Source organism: Rhodoferax sp. BLA1, from assembly GCF_013416775.1.
Taxonomy (GTDB): domain Bacteria; phylum Pseudomonadota; class Gammaproteobacteria; order Burkholderiales; family Burkholderiaceae_C; genus Rhodoferax.
On the sequence record NZ_SZVI01000013.1, the window covers coordinates 961,809 to 980,462 of the forward strand.

At 59.4% G+C, this 18,654-nt stretch carries 21 protein-coding genes; 8 read left to right on the plus strand and 13 right to left on the minus strand.

The window, feature by feature from the left end; translation table 11 throughout:
• Nucleotides 1-82: 82 nt before the first annotated feature.
• From yiaK to FDG13_RS19965, 6 genes are all read right to left on the minus strand, one after another.
• Nucleotides 83-1,087 carry a 3-dehydro-L-gulonate 2-dehydrogenase gene (gene yiaK / locus FDG13_RS19940; protein ID WP_180132401.1) on the minus strand — a complete coding sequence of 335 codons (1,005 nt, stop codon included), beginning with the start codon at nt 1,085-1,087 and terminating at the stop codon, nt 83-85.
• Nucleotides 1,088-1,122: 35 nt separating this feature from the next.
• Nucleotides 1,123-2,115, minus strand: coding sequence for a Gfo/Idh/MocA family protein (locus FDG13_RS19945; RefSeq protein WP_180132402.1), 993 nt, complete (start codon nt 2,113-2,115; stop codon nt 1,123-1,125).
• 8 nt (nt 2,116-2,123) lie between these two features.
• A complete protein-coding gene (locus FDG13_RS19950; protein ID WP_180132403.1) occupies nt 2,124-2,597 on the minus strand; it encodes a YhcH/YjgK/YiaL family protein in 474 nt (157 codons plus the stop codon).
• Nucleotides 2,598-2,851: 254 nt separating this feature from the next.
• A complete protein-coding gene (locus tag FDG13_RS19955) occupies nt 2,852-3,826 on the minus strand; it encodes a sodium-dependent bicarbonate transport family permease (protein WP_180132404.1) in 975 nt (324 codons plus the stop codon).
• 16 nt (nt 3,827-3,842) lie between these two features.
• Nucleotides 3,843-4,121, minus strand: a complete 279-nt coding sequence (locus FDG13_RS19960; protein WP_180132405.1) for a zf-TFIIB domain-containing protein — start codon at nt 4,119-4,121, stop codon at nt 3,843-3,845.
• Between the two features lie 75 nt (nt 4,122-4,196).
• The gene (locus tag FDG13_RS19965) at nt 4,197-4,538 is read right to left on the minus strand and encodes an HPF/RaiA family ribosome-associated protein (protein WP_180132406.1); all 342 of its coding nucleotides are present in this window, start codon (nt 4,536-4,538) and stop codon (nt 4,197-4,199) included.
• Between the two features lie 99 nt (nt 4,539-4,637).
• Between FDG13_RS19965 and FDG13_RS19970 the strand changes: the two genes are divergently transcribed.
• Nucleotides 4,638-5,522 (plus strand): LysR family transcriptional regulator, encoded by an 885-nt coding sequence (locus FDG13_RS19970; RefSeq protein ID WP_180132407.1) that lies wholly within the window; start codon nt 4,638-4,640, stop codon nt 5,520-5,522.
• A 31-nt stretch (nt 5,523-5,553) separates the two neighbouring features.
• Here FDG13_RS19970 and FDG13_RS19975 read toward each other — a convergent pair whose 3' ends face one another.
• The gene (locus tag FDG13_RS19975; RefSeq protein WP_180132408.1) at nt 5,554-6,513 is read right to left on the minus strand and encodes a TerC family protein; all 960 of its coding nucleotides are present in this window, start codon (nt 6,511-6,513) and stop codon (nt 5,554-5,556) included.
• A 234-nt stretch (nt 6,514-6,747) separates the two neighbouring features.
• Here FDG13_RS19975 and FDG13_RS19980 point away from each other — a divergent pair, with 234 nt between their 5' ends.
• From FDG13_RS19980 to FDG13_RS19995, 4 genes are all read left to right on the plus strand, one after another.
• Nucleotides 6,748-7,128: a hypothetical protein gene (locus tag FDG13_RS19980; RefSeq protein WP_180132409.1), complete on the plus strand. Its 381-nt coding sequence runs from the start codon at nt 6,748-6,750 to the stop codon at nt 7,126-7,128.
• On the plus strand, nt 7,125-7,643 hold the full coding sequence (locus tag FDG13_RS19985; protein ID WP_180132410.1) for a DUF2062 domain-containing protein: 519 nt from the start codon (nt 7,125-7,127) through the stop codon (nt 7,641-7,643). The genes FDG13_RS19980 and FDG13_RS19985 overlap by 4 nt, the downstream gene beginning before the upstream one ends.
• A gap of 188 nt (nt 7,644-7,831) precedes the next feature.
• Nucleotides 7,832-9,190: an MATE family efflux transporter gene (locus FDG13_RS19990; RefSeq protein ID WP_180132411.1), complete on the plus strand. Its 1,359-nt coding sequence runs from the start codon at nt 7,832-7,834 to the stop codon at nt 9,188-9,190.
• A gap of 129 nt (nt 9,191-9,319) precedes the next feature.
• Entirely contained in the window at nt 9,320-9,706 is a 387-nt protein-coding gene (locus FDG13_RS19995) for a bacteriohemerythrin (RefSeq protein ID WP_180132412.1), read from the plus strand.
• A gap of 15 nt (nt 9,707-9,721) precedes the next feature.
• Here FDG13_RS19995 and FDG13_RS20000 read toward each other — a convergent pair whose 3' ends face one another.
• The 3 genes from FDG13_RS20000 to orn form a co-directional block, all read right to left on the minus strand.
• Nucleotides 9,722-10,195, minus strand: a complete 474-nt coding sequence (locus FDG13_RS20000; protein WP_180132413.1) for a helix-turn-helix domain-containing protein — start codon at nt 10,193-10,195, stop codon at nt 9,722-9,724.
• Between the two features lie 204 nt (nt 10,196-10,399).
• Complete coding sequence (locus tag FDG13_RS20005) at nt 10,400-12,337, minus strand: DEAD/DEAH box helicase (protein WP_180132414.1); 1,938 nt, start codon at nt 12,335-12,337, stop codon at nt 10,400-10,402.
• 251 nt (nt 12,338-12,588) lie between these two features.
• Nucleotides 12,589-13,194, minus strand: coding sequence for an oligoribonuclease (orn, locus tag FDG13_RS20010; RefSeq protein ID WP_180132415.1), 606 nt, complete (start codon nt 13,192-13,194; stop codon nt 12,589-12,591).
• Nucleotides 13,195-13,231: 37 nt separating this feature from the next.
• Here orn and FDG13_RS20015 point away from each other — a divergent pair, with 37 nt between their 5' ends.
• The 3 genes from FDG13_RS20015 to rsgA are packed head-to-tail and all read left to right on the plus strand — an operon-like array spanning nt 13,232 to nt 15,789.
• On the plus strand, nt 13,232-14,533 hold the full coding sequence (locus tag FDG13_RS20015; RefSeq protein WP_255435337.1) for a M48 family metallopeptidase: 1,302 nt from the start codon (nt 13,232-13,234) through the stop codon (nt 14,531-14,533).
• 9 nt (nt 14,534-14,542) lie between these two features.
• On the plus strand, nt 14,543-14,869 hold the full coding sequence (locus FDG13_RS20020) for a 4a-hydroxytetrahydrobiopterin dehydratase (protein ID WP_180132417.1): 327 nt from the start codon (nt 14,543-14,545) through the stop codon (nt 14,867-14,869).
• Complete coding sequence (gene rsgA, locus FDG13_RS20025) at nt 14,869-15,789, plus strand: ribosome small subunit-dependent GTPase A (RefSeq protein ID WP_180132418.1); 921 nt, start codon at nt 14,869-14,871, stop codon at nt 15,787-15,789. The genes FDG13_RS20020 and rsgA overlap by 1 nt, the downstream gene beginning before the upstream one ends.
• Here the strand turns inward: rsgA and hisC are convergent.
• The 3 genes from hisC to FDG13_RS20040 form a co-directional block, all read right to left on the minus strand.
• Nucleotides 15,783-16,874 carry a histidinol-phosphate transaminase gene (gene hisC / locus FDG13_RS20030; protein WP_180132419.1) on the minus strand — a complete coding sequence of 364 codons (1,092 nt, stop codon included), beginning with the start codon at nt 16,872-16,874 and terminating at the stop codon, nt 15,783-15,785. The genes rsgA and hisC overlap by 7 nt on opposite strands.
• A gap of 72 nt (nt 16,875-16,946) precedes the next feature.
• Nucleotides 16,947-17,918: a CobD/CbiB family protein gene (locus tag FDG13_RS20035; protein WP_180132420.1), complete on the minus strand. Its 972-nt coding sequence runs from the start codon at nt 17,916-17,918 to the stop codon at nt 16,947-16,949.
• A 38-nt stretch (nt 17,919-17,956) separates the two neighbouring features.
• Complete coding sequence (locus FDG13_RS20040; protein WP_180132421.1) at nt 17,957-18,637, minus strand: CoA pyrophosphatase; 681 nt, start codon at nt 18,635-18,637, stop codon at nt 17,957-17,959.
• Between the last annotated feature and the right edge of the window lie 17 nt (nt 18,638-18,654).

The following is an 18,654-nucleotide window of genomic DNA, read 5'->3' on the forward strand; positions in this document are numbered from 1 at the left end:
CAGGGCCCAGGCCCTTGGCCAAACGAGAACAGGTCAACAAGCGACGAACACAATCGCCTGTTGACACATCAATGTCGGTGACTCAGAGCGATTGGATCTTGGCCCAGACACCGTCATCAACAGGGATGCCGTTGGCCAAGTTGGCATGGCGGATGGCCAGGGAGTTTTCACCGGGATACAACACAGCCTGGTTGGGGTCGACACGTTCAGAAGCATGCAAATTGTCGAGAACCTCTTCGACGGCAGACTTCAGGTAGTCTTCACCAGCAATGTTATTGGCATCCAAGGCGATAAACATCTGCGACAGACCATACTCGTCATTGCTGAGTTGGCCAACACTGGTCACCGAACGCCCGCCAGAAAGCACCGTGGCGACCAAATCCAGCACGATTGACAGCGCCGAGCCTTTCCAATAACCAATCGGCAAAACGCGCCAGCTTGTCAAGATCTCGCTGGGATCACATGACAATTGGCCCTGCTCGTTGTAGCCACCCGGCACCGGCAACAACTCGTTGCGCAAGGCCTTGTTTTCCATCTGACCGTAGGAAAACTGCGCCATCGCAATGTCCACCACCACATGCCCCCCTTGTCGCGGCACCGCCATGATGAATGGGTTGTTGCCAATGCGCCGATCACGCGCGCCCCACGCTGGCATATTGGGCTGGGTATTGGTCCAGCAGATGCCAATACAGCCAGCATCAGCGGCTTGCCAGCCATAACTGCCACCGCGCAGCCAGTGGTTAGTGTTCGCCATGGCGACGCAGCCTATGCCGTTGGCACGTGCCAGCTCAATGGCCCGATCCATCGCCATTTTGGCATTCACATTGCCCAGGCCAAGGTTACCGTTCCAACGCTCGAAGGCCCCCATACCGTCGACTTTGGTGGGCTTGGCCTTGAGGTCAATGTACCCCTTGTCAATGTACTCCACCACACGCGGGAAGCGGTTCACACCATGCGAATACACACCGTCACAGCTCGATTCGGTCATCAACTGCGCCGACAGGTCGGCGGTGGCTTCGTCACAGCCCTTTTTCATCAGAACGCGTTTGAACTGTGCTTTCAGGTCTTCAAAGGAAATGCGGGGCATCGTCTATTCCAATCGATTTGAGCGGGCAAAGGCATTCAGTAACCCTTTTGCCTGCGGTAGTTTTCCAATATTTTATCTGCCACCCAAGTGGAGCGAACCGCGCTGTCCACACTGCCGGGGCACGGCGCCACCCCATTGAGATCGTCCACCATGCTCTGGATGAAGGGCTGCTGCACATGCGGTGGATTGGGTATCTCCAACAGCTGCTCACCGTCACCATTGACCAGCTTGAGGGGTTTGTCAGAAAAGAATTCAAAACTGATGCTGCCCTTGGAGCCGATGATCTGGATGGCATCTTCGTTGGCAGTGCCAACGTAGCACCACGAGCCCACGCCCTGCACACCGCTGGCATGCCGCCAGGTGGCGGTGACGGTGTCCTCCACCTCATACAAACCCGCCTGGTTGCTGGCGATGCCGTGCACTTCCTCGATCGCGCCGAACAGGAAATCGAACAGGTCCAGTTCGTGGATACCCATGTCAAGAAACTTGCCGCCACCAGCCACCTCGGGCCGCAGGCGCCAGGGCAGCGTGGCCGGTGACAGGTCTTCTGGCGCAGGGGGCTGATGTTGCACCGCGCGCACCAGGCGCACGGCACCGATGGCGCCGCTGTCGATCCAGGCCTTGACCTGGAGAAAACGCGGCATGGCCCGGCGGTAAAACGCGACGAACAAGCGGACGCCCTGTTGCTGGCAGGCCTCGACAATGTCGCGGCATTCCTCAAAACGCAAGGCCATCGGTTTCTCGACGTACACATGTTTGCCCGCCTTGGCGACCAGCAGCGACAGCGCTTTGTGTGACGACGGTGGGGTGGCGATGTAGACCGCGTCGATCTCGGGATCGGCGACCAGCTCTTCACTGCTGACGTAGACCTTGGGGACACCATGACGTTCGGCGAAGGACTGCGCATGTTTGAGCTGTCTGCTGGTCACGGCCACCAGCGCACTGTTGTCAGACTTGTAGAACCCTGGCCCACTTTTCACCTCGGCCACGGACCCACACCCGATCATTCCCCAACGGATGGTTGTCATGGTGAGCCTCAAGCCAGCAGGGAGGCACGCACTTTGATCACCACCTTGCGAATGGCCTGCGGCTGGTCAACAACGCAGCCCGGGCGGTGTACATCCGTCGGAAAAAACACGGCAAAACTGCCGGGGGTCATGGTCAAGGTGGATTCGTTTTCCACGTCGGTGTAGAGCAGCAGATCACGCTCGGCCAGCTGGTCGCTGAACACGAGGTTGTGGCCGGTGTCTGCGGCAACACCAATCTTTTCAGCGCCTTGAACCAGAAACTGCACGTCAATGAACTGGCGATGAACCTCTGGCCGCGCATCGGCCTGGGGACGGGTCAACATGTCAATCACTTGGACACGGATGTCATTGCCTTGCAACTCATAGTTGCCGGCTGGCAACGCCGCAAAATCCGTTGTTTTGAGGTGTTCAACCGCCGTTTTGAGCGGTGTTGGCAGCCAGGCAAAGCTGGACGCCAGGTCTTTGACGTGTCCGTAAATCATTTTTTTCCTACTGGGTGGGGTGTTAAGTTGAATTGCCCCGGATGTCTTGGTCACTGTGGGGTTGACGTGAAAGCGGGGCTTGTTTTTTTGTGCAAGTGGCCAACGAGCGTTGACCTTGGCCCGTGGAATATACCCAATGCTTGACGACCTTTTGCCCGATTACTTTGCCGCCAAGGCGCTGTTAGCAGGAGGGTGCTTGCCGCCCAGACGCCTTGTGGCCTGGAAAACCCGTGCCATCAAGCCTTGTCAACGGGTCAAAGCCAATGTTGTGCCGCATGCACATACAGCGGTATACCCACCAAGATGTTGAACGGAAAAGTCAGCCCCAAGGACATGCCGAAGTAGAGCGAGGGGTTGGCCTCCGGGATCGCATGGCGGATGACCGCTGGCACAGCGATGTAAGACGCACTGGCCGCCAACACCATCAACAAGGCAGTGTTGCCAACCGACATGCCCAGCACCCACGCCATCCCAAGCGCCAGGCTGGCATGGACAAGCGGACCGACAAAGGCATACACCAGCAGGCCAAGGGACTGGCCTTTGAGCTTGCCCATGTTGCGGGCCGCCAGCAAACCCATGTCCAACAGAAAGAAGGCCAGCATGCCTTTGAACAAATCCACAGAGAACGGCTTCATGGCGGCTTGACCAGCCTCACCGGTCAGAATGCCAATCAGCATTGCGCCCAGAAGTAGCAGCTGTGCCCCATCGGTCAGGGCCTCGTGCAAGATGCGCCGCAAAGGTGTGTTGCCGCCTGCAGCGGCACCAATCCCCTGGGCTTTTGCCTTTTGGCGCGCATGGTTGGCCAACACCACCGCCAGCACAATAGCGGGCGACTCCATCAGCGCCATGGCAGCTGCCATGTGCCCCCCAAAGCTGATGCCTTGGGTATCGAGGTATTGCACCGTCGTGATGAAGGTGACGGCACTCACCGAGCCGTAGGTGGCGGCAATGGCCGCCGCATCAAACCCATTGAGGAATCGGCGCAAGCTCAGGTAACCCAGCAGGGGCACCAAGATGGCCATGGCCAAGGCCGCGCCCAGGCTGACCAGCACATCAGCCGTCAGCCCCGAGTGGGCCAGGGCAAAACCACCCTTGAGGCCCAAAGCCATCAGCAGGTACAGGGACAAAAACCGCGATATCTGCGGCGGGATTTCCAAGTTGGACTTCAGCGAGCCGGCCAAGATGCCAAACACAAAGAACAAAATGGCAGGATCGAAGAAGCTCTGCATCGGTGTTCTTAAGGTTTCAGTCAAAAATCTCGTTCAACCACGACTTTTTGCGCTCTTTGCGGTAACGCTGGCCGTTGCGGTAGTCTGAGTCTTCAAAGTCAGGCTGGTGCTGGCGACCTGCCGCGGGTGCAGACACTGCGGCCACGGGTGCGGCAACAGCGGCGGCCCGATCCAGCAGTTTGTCGAGCTCCCCACGGTCAAGCCAGATGCCACGGCAGGCAGGACAGTAGTCAATTTCGACCCCTTGTCGATCGGTCATCACCAGGGTGGTGTCTGGGCAACTGGGACATTTCATGGCGTTCTTTCCTTGTGGTGTGTTGATGCAGGCAGCTGCCTTTTGAGCGTGTGTTGCCCTGAGGGGCAGACAAGTTCAGCGTTCGAGTGCAAGTTTTGCAGTGCGGCCACGCACGGGCTTTTGGGCGCGCTGCAGCTTGCGCGCCACCACCCGGGTGGCACGGATGAGGGAGCGATCCAGTGCGGTACGCCAGTCCCGCGCCAGTGAGGCGATGACCACGGTGCTGACATGGGCGGTGGTGAGTTCGACCTGGCAACGTTTGTCGACACCACCACGTGGGCCGTTCACGTCAGAGAATTGCAGCTTGACCTGTGACACAGAGGTCGCCAGCCGCCGCAGGGCAAAACGCACACGCGCCAAGGACAGATCGCGCATCTGAGCGCCGTCGGCGTCACGGGATTCAAAAATGATCTGCAAGCTGATTCTCCAGTTGGTGAAAGAGGGCTTGACGATAACGAGCAAGTTAATTCTTAAAAAGTAGATAAATTCTTAACGATAATCCCAAAAAAACTGACTATGAGCACCTCTTTCAATTACAAACATCTGTACTACTTCTGGGTGGTCGCCAAAGAAGGTGGCATCTCACGGGCAGCTGACAAGCTGGACATGGCGATACAAACGGTGAGCGCACAGGTGCGCGAATTGGAGCGGTCCCTGGGTTATGCGCTGCTCAAACCCGCCGGGCGTGGACTGGTGCTGACCGAAGCCGGTCAGGCCGCTTTGCAACAGGCCGACCTGATTTTTCAACTGGGTGAGGAGCTGCCGTCCAAGGTGCGTGACGCGGTGAGCTCACCCACCGTGCGCCTGGCCGTCGGTGTTTGCGATGGTCTGCCCAAACTGGTGGTGCACCGGCTGCTGCAGCCGGTGATGGCCGAACCCAACTTGCGCCTGCTGTGCCAGGAGGGCAAGCTCGATGACCTGTTGGGCGACCTGGCGCTGCACCGGCTGGACGTGGTGTTATCTGACCGGCCCGCCCCCAACAACCCCAACATCAAGCTCTACAGCCACGACATGGGCTCATCCCCCATCGCCTGGTACGGCAGCTCAAAATGGCTGGAGGCCACCCACCACAACTTTCCGCAAAGCCTGGCCGATGTCCCCCTGCTGCTGCCCACCACCCACACCGCCGTGCGCGACCGCCTGGACCTGTGGTTTGAGCAACGTGCCATTCGCCCCCGCATTGTGGGTGAATTTGCCGATGGCGCCTTGCTAAAGACATTTGGGGCCAGCGGGATGGGTGTGTTTCCAGCGGCTGCTTGGGTGCACGACGATTTGCTGGCCCGTTACGCCGTGCAACGCCTGGGCCCGTGTGAAGGGGTGACCGAGCACTTTTTTGCGATTGGCACAGAAAAGAAAGTGCAGCACCCGCTGGTGCAAAGGCTGCTGCAACCCGTGCTGTAACGGGCTGCGTGGCCTGCGGCGTGGTGTGGGCTCAGGCTTTGGGCTGGGTCGGCGCACTGCGCACACTCAGCAGCATGGTCAGCGCCAAAATGCCAACCACCACCCCCAAAGACACACCCACCGGAATTTTGTAGATGTCAATCAAACACATCTTGGTGCCAATAAACACCAGAATCACCGCCAAGCCATAGTTGAGCAAATGGAACTTGTTGGCCACCGCCGCCAACAGGAAATACATGGCGCGCAAACCCAGGATGGCAAACACATTGCTGGTCAGCACAATAAACGGGTCACTGGTGATGGCAAAAATCGCCGGGATCGAGTCCACCGCAAAAATCACGTCAGTGAGCGCAATCAGGCAGATCACCATGAACAAGGGGGTGGCGATCTTCTTGCCGTTTTCTACCGTCCAGAAGTTCTCACCATCGTAGTTTTTGCTCACTGGCAGCAGCTTGCGCAACAGTTTCAGCGCCGGGTTGTCATTGAGGTCCGGCTCCTTGCCAGCCGCCCACCACATCTTCACGCCGGTCAGGATCAGAAACGCGCCGAACACATACAAGATCCAGTGAAACTCGGCCAGCAGCCAGCCCCCCACGAGGATCATGATGGTGCGCAACACAATCGCACCGATGATGCCAATCATCAGCACCCGTTTTTGAAACGGCGTGGGGACGGCAAAGTAGGTAAAGATCATGAGGAAGACAAAGATGTTGTCCACCGCCAGCGACTTTTCAATCAGATAACCCGTCAGAAACTCCAGCGACTTGGTGTTGGCCAGCTCGGTCGACCCGGTGCTGTCTTTGACCGCCCACCAGAACAGGCCATTGAACACAAAGCTCAAAGCCACCCAGACCAGTGACCAGTTCAAGGCCTCTTTGACACCAATGTCGTGTGAGCCTTGCTTCTTGAGCACCACAAAGTCAATGAACAACGACACCAGCACAATGGCGCCGAAGGTGACCCATAGCCAGAGCGGAGCAATGGTTTGCATACATACCTTCCAAGTTGGTGATTGACTCCCCGTCAAAGGGCTTTGCGGATGCTACCGACCCAGGCGGCAGCGCTGCAGTAGTCAAAGTCTAGTCGTTTATCACCATGTTTGTTCTGAATAAACCGCCATAACAGTTCGCAAAAACAGGAGTGTTTCAACGCATTTGCCTGCTTCTCCAAAAGCCCTGGAGACGGCAACATCACCCCGTTCAAACAATGCCCTATCGGACTGCCCATGCCTTATGCAATATCCTGGTTTCTGGTTCTGATGCTCCTGGCCATCTGGTCCCTGGCGGCTTGGGCACTGCATGCTGTGGCAGCATGGTCAACAACGGGCATCGGTCAGCTGGTGGATCAGGCCCAGGCTTGGGAACAGGTGGTGCTGCCCGCCTGGGTAGCGGTTTGGTTGCCGTCTGAATGGATGGACGCGATCAGGGCCAGCACTGCGGTTGTGCTGCCATGGTTTCAGTCTGTCCTGTCCGACCTGCCGGCTGTGGCGCACTGGTTCGGCCCGCTGACTTGGAGTTTGTGGGGCGTCGGTGCTGTGGTTCTGCTTGCGTGTGGCGGCGCGCTGCACGCCTTGATCGCGTCGATGCGCAGGGCAACACACCGATGAAACTAGCCAGACCCGCTTGGCTCGATCAGTTTCGCCAGTCGCTGCCCAAGCGAGACACGCTGGCAGCCCACCCCTGGCTCAAACCCGTGGCCAGGCACATGCTTGACCCCCAACTGTGGCGACTCCAACATGAAGCGGTGGCGCGCGGGGTCGCGGTGGGGGTTTTTTGGGCCTTTACCATCCCGTTTGCCCAAACCTTGGTGGCCATTGCCCATTGCACGTGGTGGCGCGCCAACATCCCTGCGGCAGCGGCCATGACCATGGTCACCAACCCGCTCACCATCGGATTTTGGCTGTGGCTGGCCTACCAGCTGGGTGAAAACATCTTGGGTGCACCGATCAAGTTGGCAGCTGATGGTGACGCAACCTCCTGGATCGCAGCGTTTGGCTGGCCCACCCTGCTGGGCATGGGCCTGTTCGCCGTGGGTGGTGCGGCCTTGGGTTACGGCGGGGTCAAGCTGATCTGGCGGCTGCGCATCGGGCTCAAGCTGCGGGCACGCAAAGCCAGAGCTTGATCCACCCACGGCCACGTCGGCCAGCGATCTTTCCTTCATGTCAAAATGACCTCTAGCCCTTATTGAATAAGGGTAACTCGCTATTTTTTGAATAGCTTTCTATCCAAAGATTCAACTTTTTTGAGCTGAAAAATGGCAGGGTGCGTGGGCGTAAAATTCGCGCTCGCTTAGAAACGTCACACACCTGCATGCATATCCGTCGCGACGTTCTCGCACTGGCTACTCCTGTCTTTTTTGAGCAGTTTTTCGTCACACTGCTTGGCACGGTCAACACCATCATGGCTGCCCGCATCGGACGCGATGCGGTCTCTGCCATTGGCATGGTGGATGCCATCAACCTGATTGTGTCCTCTCTGTTCTCTGCGCTGGCGATCGGGTCAACGGTGGTGGTGGCCCAATGCATCGGACGGCGTGAACGCAGCCGTGCCGGTGCTGCAGCCAGTCAGTCGCTGGTGATCTGTGGCTTGCTCGCACTGCTGCTGGGCGGCCTGTGTGCGGTGTTTCGGGCGCCGATGCTGGCCTGGTTGTATGGGGCACCCACGGCCACCGTACAAAACTACATGGAGCAGTACCTGCTGATCACCGCCTTGAGTTACCCACTCACCGCGCTGATGCTGGTCACCAGTGGTGCGCTGCGCGGTGCCGGTGAGACCCGATTGGCCATGCAGGCCAACGTGCTCATGAACGTGCTCAACGTGATCCTGAGTTACGTGCTGATCTACGGCATGCATTTGCGCACGGAATGGTTCACCATCGACATCTCCAGCTATGGTGTGACCGGTGCTGCGGTTGCCATCAGTCTGGCGCGACTGGGCGGCACGGTGTACCTGTTGGCCATGGTGCGTCGTTACCAGCACCTGCTGCCGCTGCAACTACGCAGCTTCCACTTCGACGGCAAGTTACTGCGTGCCCTGTTTGCCATCGGCATTCCCGCCAGTGTGGAGTCGCTGGTGTTCAACGGCGGCAAGCTGCTGGTGCAGGTGATGGTGGTGGGCATGGGCACGGTAGCGATTGCCGCCAATTTCATCGCTTTCTCGGTCGCTCTGCTGCTCAACATTCCGGGCAATGCCCTGGCCGTGGCGCTGACCACGCTGGTGGGCCAGGCCGTCGGGCGCGGTGATGAGGCGGATGCCGAGCGGGACATGTGGTACGTGTTGAAACTCGCGGGTATCGCCATGTTGGTTATCGGCATGGTCTGTGCACCGCTAGCGGAGTGGATCGTGGGGCTGTATTCACGCGATGCGGAGGTGATTGCCCTGGGCGCCACGCTGGTGCAACTGAACTGCCTGTTCCTGATCGCTTACCCCACGACCTTTGTGCTGCCCAACGGTCTCAAAGGCGCGGGTGACGCGCGTTACGCGATGTTCACCACGCTGATCGGCTTGTGCCTGTTTCGGCTCTGTCTGGGTTATGCCTTCGGTGTGCTTCTGGGCTGGGGCGTGGTAGGTGTCTGGCTGGGGATGTTCACCGATTGGCTGGTGCGCAGCGGCTTGTATCTGGCGCGGCTCGCAGGGGGACGCTGGAAAGGTCGCCGACTGCTGAACTAGCGGCTTAACTTGCCTGACCTGCCCCCTGATCGGCGCATCAAACTCCCTTGACCATTGTCAATACGGTGGGCAAAACAGCGCCTAAACTTATTCTGGTCAGCGTTGAAATCCAACATACATGGGCGGCATATGTCATTGGAATGGAAAGATGGCTACAAAATCGGCCATGACGAAATAGATGCACAGCATCAGCAACTGTTTAAATTGGTCAACACGGTGTTGGCGGCCAAAGACAAAGTGACGCTGACGGCCTGCGCCATGGCCCTGTTCCAATACACCCGTGAGCACTTTGCCCACGAGGAAGCCCTGATGAAGCGCCTGGACTATCCGGCGATGGCCACGCACCTAACCCAGCACGAGAGTCTGATCTCCCGCCTGAACGAGGTGTCTGCCCGCATCGCCAACGGCACGCTGGACCACCAGGTGCTGGAGGCCTTCTTGACTGACTGGCTGCTCAACCACATTGCCACCTCGGACATCAAGCTGGCCAACTACATTCAGGCAAGCGTCGAATAAGCGTCTGCCAGCGGGTCACAAGGGCCGGCCCAAACGCTTCTCAACTTCGCGTTTTTCCCAGTCCGGTCCCAGCACCCGGGCTGGCTGGAAAACCCGAAAGGCATGCGACAGCAAGCCCAAACCCCAGCCCAGCATGACCCAATAGAACCACAGGGTGTGCGGCGAGAAAATCAGGTTGATGGCCAGCAGACCCAGGTTCATCACCACATACTTCATCAGATGCAGGTAGAAGCCACGCAGTTTGCGGACCTGGTCAAAAGCGTCTTTTTCTTGTTGCTCGGCTGGGTTCAGGCTTGTTGTGTTCATGGCTGGCTCCGGGTTCAGGGTTAAAAAGTCCACCTCGAAAACCGCAGCCAGTGATTTGAGCGATTCGGTGCTGGCAGGCTCACCCGCCTCGATGCGTTGCACGGTGCGCACACTCAGGCCACTGGCATCAGCGAGCTGTTGTTGTGACCAACCGTGTTTCAAACGAAGTTTTTGAACTGACATGTCCGGATTCCTCTGTGCTGCGGGGCCCTCAGTGTCCAGCCAAGGCCTGCCAAAAACAACGACAGCATAACGACAGCGGCACGCCAAACAGCCGCCAAACTGCCGTCAGCGGGGAATTTGGAGCCATTTGGCTGAAACGCAGACACAAAAAAACCCGCAGCGGGTGAGGCTGCGGGCTTTTTGGGTTCCGGTCAGCTTGGCTGATCAGCGGTCGTTCTTGGAGAAACGCTTCTGCGCATCACGCGGCACAAACACCTTGCCACCACCTGCCGGTTTGGCAAATGCGGGCTTGCTGAAGGCGGGTTTGCCAAACGCCGGTTTGCGGTCGCCAAAGTCAGCGCGTGGGGCGAAGTCACCCCGCGGTGCGGGTGCACCAGCGCCGCGGTTGCCACCAGCAAAGCGGTCATTGAAACCACCCTTGCGTTCGTAGCTGAAACCTTCACGCGGTGCAGCTGCCGGGCGTTCGTCACGCTGGGCAAAACCACCGGCTCTATTGTTTTGATAGCTATCTGCACCCACTACACGAGGGCCAGAGGCATTTCTGTCATTAAAGCCGCCACGGTTGTCGTTGAAACCACCGCGGTCGCCACCGAAGCCGCCACGGTTGCCACCAAAACCACCACCGGCCGGACGGCCACCGCCGCCAAACTTGCGGTCATTACCGCCCCGGTTGTCACGGCCACCAAAACTGGGACGCGAATCAGGCATGCGCTGCTGCGGCTCCAGGCCTGGCACCACTTCGGCCTTGATCGGCTGACGGCTGTAGGCTTCGATGTCAAAAATCTTGCGGCGGTCGCGGAACTCGGCAAAAGTGATGGCCAGGCCATCACGGCCAGCACGGCCAGTGCGGCCAATACGGTGGGTGTAATCCTCGGCCTTCATCGGCAGACCAAAGTTGAACACGTGGGTGATGGTGGGCACGTCAATACCGCGCGCCGCCACGTCGGTGGCCACCAGGATCTGGACATGGCCTTGGCGCAGCGCCATCAGACGGCGGTTGCGCAGGCCCTGGCTCAGGGCACCGTGCAGGGCGACAGCGTCAAAGCCGTCTTGCTGCAAGTCATTGGCCAAGCCATCACACTCGATCTGGGTGCTGGCAAACACAATGGCCTGGTTGATGGTGGTGTCGCGCAGCCAGTGGTCCAGCAGCTTGCGTTTGTGTTGGGCGTTGTCGGCCCAGAACAGCACCTGCTTGATGTTGGCGTGTTTTTCTTGCGGGCTGTCGATGGTGATGCGCTGGGGTTCGCGCATGACACGGGCGGCCAGTTGCTGGATGCGCGGCGCAAAGGTGGCGCTGAACATCATGGTCTGTTTGCGGCCAATGGTCAGCTGGTTGATCTCGGCCAGGTCGTCCGAGAAGCCCAGGTCGAGCATGCGGTCGGCCTCGTCCACCACCAAAAACTGCACCTGGTCTAGCTTGATCTGCATCGAGCGTTGCAAGTCCAGCAAACGGCCCGGAGTGGCCACTACCAGGTTGGCGTTCTGCAACTTGGCAATCTGCAATTGGTAAGGCATGCCACCCACGATGTTGGCCACACGCAGGCCACGGCAATGCTGCACCAGGTCGATCGCGTCGTGGGCCACTTGCTGGGCCAGTTCGCGGGTCGGGCAAACGATCAGCGCGCCTGGGGTCGGGGCGGAGAAGTGGCGCGGGTTGGTCGGGTCTTTGCGCTTGGCGCGCTTCGGCGGTGCTTCACCCTTGGCAGCGGCTTCTGCCACGGCGCGTTGGTAATCTTCGCGTTCTTTGGTTTCAGCCTCGGCCATTTGGGTCAGCAAGGTGTGCAACACCGGCAGCAAAAAGGCGGCGGTTTTGCCACTGCCGGTTTGGCTGGAGACCATCAGGTCGATAAAACGAGCCTCTTTGGCACCTTCGCTGTGGCCTTGCAGTGCCAGCGGAATGGTCTTGAGCTGCACGGTGGTGGGCTGGGTGAAACCCAGGTCTTTCACCGCCAAAATCAGCTCGGGCGCCAGGCCCAGCGTGACAAAGCCGTTAGGCACTTCGGGTTCTTCAACCAAGACTTCTTCGGTCAACACGTCATCAGCCGCAGCGGCGTCAGGGGTGTCATGGGCGATCAAATGCAGGTCGGTGGACAAATTTTCGGCAGACGACAAGTCGCCTGTCGCTAAGGTAGCGTCAGTCATGGATTTCTTTCATGCGCGAGCACCGCAGGTTGTGCGGTAGCTCCGTTTATGGTTAAAAAACATCAACCATCAAACGGAACCAGCTCTGACTCAAGTGTTTGAGTAACTTCAGCGCCAGGGGCCCTTATTAACGCCGCCTGCTAGCAGGTTGGCATGGGGCCCGGTGAATGTTGGGAGATGTACAAATTGCACTGCCTTTGCAGCGCAGCCCGTGATTATGGCACAGCTTCGGGTTTTTACCTAGCGACGACTCAAACCGGGGCTTTGAGGAAGTGCTCGCGGTAGTGTTCCAGCTCGTCAATCGACTCATGCACATCGGCCAAAGCGGTGTGACGCTGCTTCTTTTTGAAGCTTTTGTAGACCTCGGGCGCCCAGCGTTTGGACAGCTCCTTGAGGGTGCTGACATCCAAGTTGCGGTAGTGGAAAAACGCCTCCAGCTTGGGCATGTACTTGGCCAGAAAACGCCGGTCCTGCCCGATGCTGTTGCCACACATGGGTGAGGTGGCTTTGGGCACATAGTGGCTCAAGAACGCAATGATCTGCGCCTGGGCTTCTTCTTCGGTCAGGGTCGAGGCCCGCACCTTGTCGATCAGGCCGCTTTTGCCGTGGGTGCTTTTGTTCCATTTGTCCATGCCGTCCAGCAGCGCGTCACTTTGATGCACCACCAGCACCGGGCCTTCGGTGCGGTTTTCCAGCTTGGGGCCGGTGACGATGACGGCAATCTCTATGATGCGATCGGTCTCGGGGTCAAGCCCGGTCATCTCGCAGTCGAGCCAGACCAGGTTCTGATCCGATTTGGGCAGGGGGGTGGCTGACTCGGCAACCGGCGAAGAGGTGGGGACGTGGGAGGTAGACATGGGGCAAATTGTCGCCCATCACCTAAACTTCGACGCCATGTACGACACAAACTTGTTTTCTGACCCTTCCCTGCGTTTAACTCTGGCTTTTGCTGTGGTGCTGACGCTGGGTCTATTGCTCAAATTCTGGCTAAGTTCACGCCAGATCCGCCATGTGGCACAGCACCGAGACCAGGTGCCCGCCGCTTTTGCCCAGACCATCACCCTGGCCGCGCACCAGAAAGCGGCTGACTACACCGTAGCGAAAGCACGTGTTGGCTTGGTGGAGATGGCGCTGGGTGCGGTAGTGTTGCTAGGCTGGACGCTGCTGGGCAGCCTGTCTGCGCTGAACCAAGCGCTGGCGCCCTGGCTGGGCGCAGGTTTACTGCAGCAGCTAGCGGTGTTGGTGTGTTTTGCGCTGATCAGCGGCCTGATCGACCTGCCACTGTCGCTCTACCAGACCTTTGTGCTGGAAGAGCAGTTCGGCTTCAACAAAACAACATTCAAACTCTGGCTGCAGGACATGGTCAAAGGCAGCCTGATCGGCGCGCTGATTGGCCTGCCGATTGCGGCACTGATTTTGTGGATGATGGGCGCCAGCGGCGGCCTGTGGTGGCTGTGGGCCTGGTGTGTGTGGATGGGTTTTAACCTGCTGTTGCTGGTGATCTACCCCACCCTGATTGCACCGATGTTCAATAAATTCACCCCGCTGCAGGACGACGCCGTCAAGGCGCGGGTCACTGCCTTGATGCAGCGCTGCGGTTTTTCAGCCAAGGGCCTGTTTGTGATGGATGGCAGCAAACGCAGCGCCCATGCCAACGCCTACTTCACCGGTTTTGGCGCCGCCAAACGGGTGGTTTTTTTTGACACCCTGCTCTCCAAGCTGAGCCCGGCCGAGGTGGACGCGGTGTTGGCGCATGAGTTGGGCCACTTCAAACACAAACACATCATCAAACGCATTGTGTCGATGTTTGCGATGAGCCTGGCCGGGTTTGCCCTGCTGGGCTGGCTGGCGGGTCAAAGCTGGTTCTACACCGGCCTGGGCGTGATGCCCAACCTGGCCGCACCCAATGACGCGCTGGCGCTGCTGCTGTTTCTGCTGGTGATGCCGGTGTTCAGCTTTTTTGTCTCGCCGCTACTGGCCCAGTTGTCGCGCAAACACGAGTTTGAGGCCGACGCCTACGCCGTGCAGCAGACCAGCGGGCAGGATTTGTCCACCGCACTGCTCAAGCTTTACGAGGACAATGCCTCTACCCTGACGCCCGATCCGGTGTACGTGGCGTTTTATTACTCGCACCCAGGTGCCTCGGAGCGGCTGGCACGCATGCTGCCAAAGACGACCCAACTCTCGCCAACTTAGTGAGGAAATATGCGTGTAACCCATACGATACGAGCTCTTAAAGCTACAGAGATAGTAGCAAACCTGGCCAAACTGGAAGGCTGGACCCTCTCGGGTGACGGCGACAGCCTGGCCATCGAAAAGCCCTTTGGTTTTGCCAATTACTACCAGACCGTGGCCTTTGTAAACGCAGTGGCCTTCATCGCCCACGCCGAGGACCACCACCCCGAGCTGATCGTGAATGCACGTCAATGCCTGGTGCGCTGGCGCAGCCACGACGTGCACGGCATCTCGCCCGCCGACTTTGCCTGCGCCAAACGGGTGGATGATCTGCAGCCCGAGACCGTCGCCAGCTGATGGCGGCACCCAACCTGCAAAGCGGCCTGATTGTGGCCAACTATGGCCGCCATTTCCTGGTCGAAAGCGCCTCAGGGGAGCGGCGCATCTGTCACTCACGCGGCAAAAAAAGCCAGGGCGTGGTGGGTGACCGGGTGTTGTGGCAAGCCTCGCAAGACGAAGGCACCATCGAGAAAATCGAGCCCCGGCGCAACCTGTTTTACCGCCAGGACGAGGTGCGCACCAAGTCCTTTGCCGCCAACCTGGACCAGGTGCTGATCCTGATTGCGGCCGAGCCGGAGTTCTCCAGCAGCCAACTCTCGCGTGCACTGATTGCCGCCGAAGAGCAACACATCACGCCGATCATTGCGCTCAACAAAAGTGATTTGACCGAGCCCTTTGCCCGCGCCTGGGCCTGGCTCGCGCCCTACCGGCAGATGGGTTATGACGTGTTGCCGCTGGCCATGGTGCACAAAACCGAAACCGACCGGGATGCGCTGCTGCAACGCCTGACCGGCAAAACCACGCTGGTGCTGGGCCCCTCGGGTGCAGGCAAGAGCACGTTGATCAACAGCCTGATTCCGGGCGCATTAGCGCAAACCGGTGAACTGTCACAAGCGTTGAACTCGGGCAAACACACCACCACCAGCACCACCTGGTATTGGCTCGATGGCGACAAAACCAGCGCGCTGCTGGACTCGCCGGGTTTTCAGGAATTTGGCCTGAACCACATCGACCCGGCACAATTGGCGGCCTACATGCCCGACCTCAAACCACATGTGGCGCACTGCAAGTTCTACAACTGCAGCCATTTGCACGAACCCGGCTGCGGGGTGATGACTGCAGTCGAATCGGCCTCAAGCCCTGGTGAAATAAGCGCAAACCGCTACAAAATCTACAGCGAGTTATACGCCGAGTTAAAACAGATCCGGCGTTACTGAGACGCGGCGCCCGGCGATAGCAGCTGCGCCAGCGCCTGCAGCAGCGCATCACACTGCTGCGGTGTGCCGACACTGATGCGCAGGTACTGCTCGATGCGTGGCTGCTTGAAGTGGCGCACCAGCACCCCGTGGGTGCGCAGACCAACCGCCAAAGTAGCCGCGTCAAACAACGGATGCCGAGCAAACACAAAATTGGCCTGCGAGGGCAAAACCTCAAAACCGAGGTCTTCCAACGCCAGCACCAGGCCCTCGCGGCTGCTCATCACCTGCTGGCGGGTGTGCTCAAAATACGCCGTGTCTTCAAACGCCGCCACCCCACCAGCGATCGCCAGTCGGTCTAGCGGGTAGGAGTTAAAGCTGTTTTTGACGCGCGTCAGCGCCTCGATCAGGTGCGCCTGGCCACAGGCATACCCAATGCGCAAACCCGCCAGCGAACGTGATTTGGACAGGGTATGCACCACCAACAGGTTCGGATAACGCGCAATCAAAGGCACCGCACTCTGGCCGCCAAAGTCGACATAGGCCTCATCCACCAGCACCACCGAGGTGGGGTGTAACTGCAGCAGCTGCTCGATGTCGGCCAGCGGCAAACCAATGCCTGTGGGTGCATTCGGGTTGGCGACGACCACACCGGCCACCAACTGGCCCGGCGCCAGCGCGTAGTCGGCCTCGGCCAGGCGCAAACCCTCACGCAAGGGCACGGTCTGGGCGCTGATGCCGTAGAGCCGACAGTAGACCTGGTAGAAGCTGTAGCTGATGTCGGGCATCAGCAGCGGGCGCGCCTGCTGGAAGAAGGCAAAAAATGCATGCGCCAGCACCTCGTCCGAGCCGTTGCCGACAAACACATGCTGCTCGGCCAACCCCAGGTGCGAGGCGATGGCCTGGCGCAAGGCGCTGGATTCGGGGTCAGGGTAAAGCTGCAGGCCCTGCTGCGCCGCCTGCGTGATGGCTGCCACCACGCGGGTTGACGGCGGATACGGGTTCTCGTTGGTATTGAGTTTGACCAGACGCTCGATCTTGGGCTGCTCACCGGGCAAATACGGCACCAGCTGTGCCAACACCGGACTGTAGAAGGACGAAGACATCAGGACTTACTTCAAAATAGAGAGCTACCTACCCTTTTTCCATAAGGGCTAGAGGCCAATTACTCTTACAAACTAGCCCAGCAGCCGGGCCAGGGTCAACAAGGCCAGCATCAGCACCCACATGACCACGGTGCGCCACACCAGCCCCACCACCACGGCCAGATGCTGCAGCTCAGGAGCGGGGCGACCCACCGAGACATCCTCGTCCAGCGGCATGACGGCGCTTGGGCTGGACAGCTCAGCACGCAAGCTGCTGCCACGCAAAGCGATGTTGACCGCGCCCGACATGGCCGCCAGCACCAGGCCATCGTTGCTGGGGCGGCCCTGTTGGGCGTAACGTCGCCAACTGTCGATGGCTTCCTCAAAATTGCCGACCACCGCAAAACTGATGGCGGTGATGCGTGCAGGCACCCAGTCCATCAGCGCCCAAGCCCGGTGGGCGTGGTCTTGCGCGGCGCTGCTGACGGGTTGAAAGTGGGCTTGGCTCTGGTGCTGCCAGTAGCGGGCTACAAACTCGGCCAGGCGGTACAACACCGCCCCGGTCGGCCCCAACCCCAACACCGCCAACACCGAAAACCAGGCCAACACACCAAACACATGGCGGTGTGCGGCCAGTACCGAGACCTCAATCACCCGGCCAATGATGTCGCTGCGCGGCAGGTTGCTGACATCCATGTGTTGCCAATCGGCCAGCAGACGCCGGGCCAAGGCGTCGTCCCCCTCAGCCAGGGCGTCACGGATCTGGGTGAAATGGAAACTGAACTGGCGAAACCCGAGCGAGGTGTAGAGCACCAGAGCACTCCACAACACCGCCAGCGCCCAGCTGACAAAAAAGCCCAACAGCCAATAGATCAGCAGGGCGGCCAACGCGGGCCCACCGACCGCGAGGACCCAGACCAGCCAGCCATGCACCGGTTTGCCGGCATCGAGCATGCGGGCGCACCAGCGCACCCAGGACCGCATGGCCATGTGGATCGGATTACCACGACCCAAGGGCCGCGCTTGTTCCAGCAGCAAGGCAAAAAGCACCGAGATGAAGCTCATGCAATGATCATAGCGGCTGCACCCTGCTGGCTCTGGCCTCAGGCGCTCAAAAACCGGTAAAAGTTACGCAGCATGCCAGCCGTGGCACCCCAGATGAAACGCTCCTGCAAGCCATCGTGGTAAGGCATCGACAACCACTGACGCTCCACACCTTGCCACAGCAGTTGATGGTGACGGTGGTTGGCTGGATTCATCAGAAAGGAAAGCGGCACCTCAAACACATCCGAGACCTCTTCGGCATTGGGCAACACCCTGAAGCCAGGGTGTACCAGCGCCACCACCGGCGTCACCAGAAATGCGGAGCCGGTGGTGTAGATCGGCAACTGACCCAGCACCTCAAGCCAGCCCGGCTCCAGACCCACCTCTTCATACGCCTCGCGCCGGGCAGCGGCGGCGGCATCGACATCCTCTGCGTCGAGCTTGCCACCCGGAAAGGCGATCTGCCCAGCATGGGTCGACATGTGCGCGGTGCGCTGGGTCAGCAGCACCGTGGGTGTGCTGTGCATCACGATGGGAATCAGCACTGCTGCGTGCATCGGCGCACGGTCCATAAATTTTTTTTCAGCCACCAACTCCGGCTGCCACATCGGGGGAGCCAGGAAGCGGTGGCGCAATGCGTCGGGCAACAGCTCTGCCGCTGGCACGGCGGGCAGATCATGATCAACATGGCGAACCGGTACCAGGCGTGGGTCCATCACCGGTGAAAGAGACTGCGTCATGATCGATCAACTGCGGA